Below are 3,379 nucleotides of genomic sequence, written 5' to 3'. Positions count from 1 at the left end.
GTCCATGAACGTTGCCGTGAGCAGTTGCCCGTCCGCATCATGCACCACATGCTCGCACAGCGCCTGTCCGATCCCCTGCGCCACCCCGCCATGCACCTGCCCCTCGGCCAGCATCGGGTTGATCAGGTTGCCAAAATCATCGACGACCGTATAGCGGTCTACGGTCACGAAGCCGGTGAAGGAATCGATCACAACCTCGGCAACATGCGCCCCGTTGGGATAGCTGCGCCCCGGCAGTTTCGCCCGCGCCGCATGGCTCAGCAGGTCTTTGCGACCATCCTCGCGCGCCATCGCCGCAGCCTCCAGCAGTGTCGGGGTCAGATTCGACCCGGCGGCACGGAAGGTTTCGTGATCAAAGCTCACCTCATCCTCCTTCACCCCCATCTTATCCGCCAGATAGGGCATGAATGCGGCAACCATCTGATCAACCGTGACAAGCGTTGCATGGCTCTGCGTGGTGACTGAACGCGACCCGCCGGTGCCGCCTCCCTGCCCGATCCGGTCACTGTCGCCCTGCACCACCCTGATCCGGTCCATCGGGATGCCGGTCTGATCCGACAAAAAGCTGGCATAGGCCGTCTCGTGCCCCTGCCCGTTCGATTGCGTGCCGACAAAAAGGCTCACCGTACCATCCGAATTGAACTCAACCTTCGCCCCTTCCGAAGGATCGCCCAGAATACTTTCGATATAGTAACACAGGCCCTGCCCCCGCAGCAGGCCACGTTCAAGATCCGCCGCCTTTCGCGCCTCGAACCCCTGAACCTGATCCTGCGCTCGGCCCAGAACCATGTCGAACGCGCCCACATCATAGGTCTCCCCCGTCGCGGTCCTGTACGGAAACGCCTCGGGCCGGATGAAGTTTTTCCGCCGCAACTCCCAGGGATCGATGCCAAGCTCGCGTGCGGCGCGGTCGATGACGCGTTCCAGAACGTAGATCGCCTCGGGTCGCCCCGCCCCGCGATAGGCATCGACCTGCGTGGTGTTGGTGTAAAAGCCCTCGACCTGCAGCCACACGTTCTGGACGTCGTAGACCCCCATCATCACCCGGCTGAACAGATTGGTCTGGATCGCCTGTGCAAAATGGCTGTTATAGGCGCCCAGATTGCACCGCGTTCGTACGCGATAGGCAGTGATCCTGTAATCCGCGTCAAAGGCCAGCTCCGCCAGCGATGTCAGGTCGCGCCCGTGATTGTCGCTCAGCATCGCTTCGGTCCGCTCCGACATCCAGAACACCGGTCGCCCCGTCAACCGGGCCGCCGCCGCCACCACGAAATACTCGGGATATGGCATCGCTTTCATTCCGAACCCGCCGCCGACATCCGGGATGGTGACATGCACCGCCTCGCTTTCCAGTCCCAGCTTCTCGGCCAGTTGCGCCTTCATCCCCCAGACGCCCTGCCCGCCAAAGGCAAAATGCAGCCGCCCGTCCCGCCAGTCGGCATGACAGCCGCGCGGTTCCAGCGAATTCACGATCACCCGGTTGTCGTGAACGCTCAGCGCAACCTTGTGCGCCGCATCCCGAAACGCGGCCTCGGTCCCCGCTTCGTCGCCCGTACCCCAATCAAACGCCCGGTTGTCGGGGGCTTCGGCATGGATCACCTCGCCGCCCGGCGCCACATCCATCTTGGCGGGCAGATCCTCGGTCTCCATCCAGACCGCCTCGACCGCATCGCGCGCCTGCTCCGGTGTTTCGGCAAACACGACGGCAACCGGTTCACCCACGAACCGAACCCGATCCGCCGCCAGCATATGCCGTTCGGGCGCGGCCCCCTTGCTCCCGTCGCGGTTGGTCAGAACGGTTGCACTCATCGCCGTGTTCACGCCCGCCGCCTTCAGGTCCCGCAGCGCCATGACCAGATGAACCCCCTCCATACCGCGCGCGGCGTCCAGATCCAGCGCCGTGATGACCGCATGGGCCACGGAACTTCGGAAAAAGGCGGCGTAAAGCGCATGCTCGGGAACGGAATCCTCCAGATACGCGCCGCCGCCGGTCAGAAACCGGATATCCTCGATCCGTGCGACCGGCTGGCTTTTTCCGAATTTCTCCATGATGCGCCCCTTCCAAACAGTTCAGATCGCGACCCTAGCTCGTGCTGCGCGCATGTCCAGTGCACCAATTGTGCTCCTGCGGCGCGCTTGATTGGATTTTTCATTGAGGAACCAGGACACAGCCAGCCTGAGGCATGCACATCCAGAAAATGCAGGCCGAAGCGCCCTTGCCGCCAGCCGTCCGAACGTAGGAGGGACATCCCCGCCAGCACGCAAAGGCCGCTTCTTCCTGGTGCGGCCATCGGCTTTCCAGCCTGTACCGCCCGCCCAGGCTGCGGCGATTCTGGTTAACAAACCGTTGCGGCTTCTTTCTGGTCATGAATACCCAAATCCCGCCCGTGCCGCCCGCACTGCGCCCCGAAGGCAAAGAAAACGCCTTTGCCGCCTTTTCCTTCGCGCCTTCATTGGGTAATTGGACCCTCGATTGACGAAGGGATCACCACCATGGCGATGGAAAAGACGTTCAACGCGGCCGAAGCCGAGGCCCGCATCTACAAGGCCTGGGAACAGGCGGGCGCCTTCAAGGCGGGCGCGAACAGATCGCGCGACGAAAGCTTTACCATCATGATCCCGCCACCCAACGTCACCGGTGCGCTGCACGTGGGTCATGCCTTCAACAACACGCTGCAGGATATCCTGATCCGCTGGCACCGGATGCGCGGCTTCGACACGCTTTGGCAGCCCGGTCAGGACCACGCGGGCATCGCCACCCAGATGCAGGTGGAAAAGATGCTGGCGGCGCAGGGCAACGAAGGTCGGCGCGAGTTGGGACGCGAGAAATTCCTTGAGAAAGTCTGGGAGTGGAAAGGCCAGTACGGCGGCACGATCATTGAACAGCTCAAGCGTCTGGGCGCCAGCTGCGACTGGTCGCGCAACGCCTTTACCATGGCGGGCGCGCCGGGTGACCCGCGCACCGGGCACGAAAATTCACCCAACTTCCATGATGCCGTTATCAAGGTCTTCGTCGACATGTACGATAAGGGCCTGATCTATCGCGGCAAGCGGCTGGTCAACTGGGACCCGCATTTCGAGACCGCGATCTCGGACCTCGAAGTCGAGAATATCGAGGTCGCCGGCCACATGTGGCACTTCAAATACCCGCTGGCAGGTGGCGCGACCTACACTTACGTGGAAAAGGACGAGGACGGCAACGTCATCCTCGAAGAGGAACGCGACTACATCTCCATCGCCACCACCCGCCCCGAGACCATGCTGGGCGACGGCGCGGTTGCGGTGCACCCCTCGGATGAACGCTATGCGCCCATCGTCGGCCAGCTGTGCGAGATTCCGGTTGGCCCGAAAGAGCACCGCCGCCAGATCCCGATCATCA

General features: G+C 62.7%; 2 protein-coding genes. One reads left to right on the top strand and one right to left on the bottom strand.

The window, feature by feature from the left end; all coding sequences use genetic code 11:
- On the bottom strand, nt 1-2,049 hold a 2,049-nt coding region (locus AC2FLX_RS22010), incomplete at its 3' end, for a xanthine dehydrogenase family protein molybdopterin-binding subunit (protein WP_496875569.1).
- Between the two features lie 444 nt (nt 2,050-2,493).
- On the opposite strand from AC2FLX_RS22010, the gene AC2FLX_RS22005 reads away from it, so the two are divergent.
- The coding region (locus AC2FLX_RS22005; RefSeq protein ID WP_496875568.1) for a class I tRNA ligase family protein at nt 2,494-3,379 on the top strand (886 nt) is incomplete at its 3' end.

Source organism: Ruegeria sp. YKSF57 (assembly GCF_059612585.1).
Note: the sequence above shows the minus strand (reverse complement) of the source record. Positions and strands in the feature narration are given on the sequence as shown.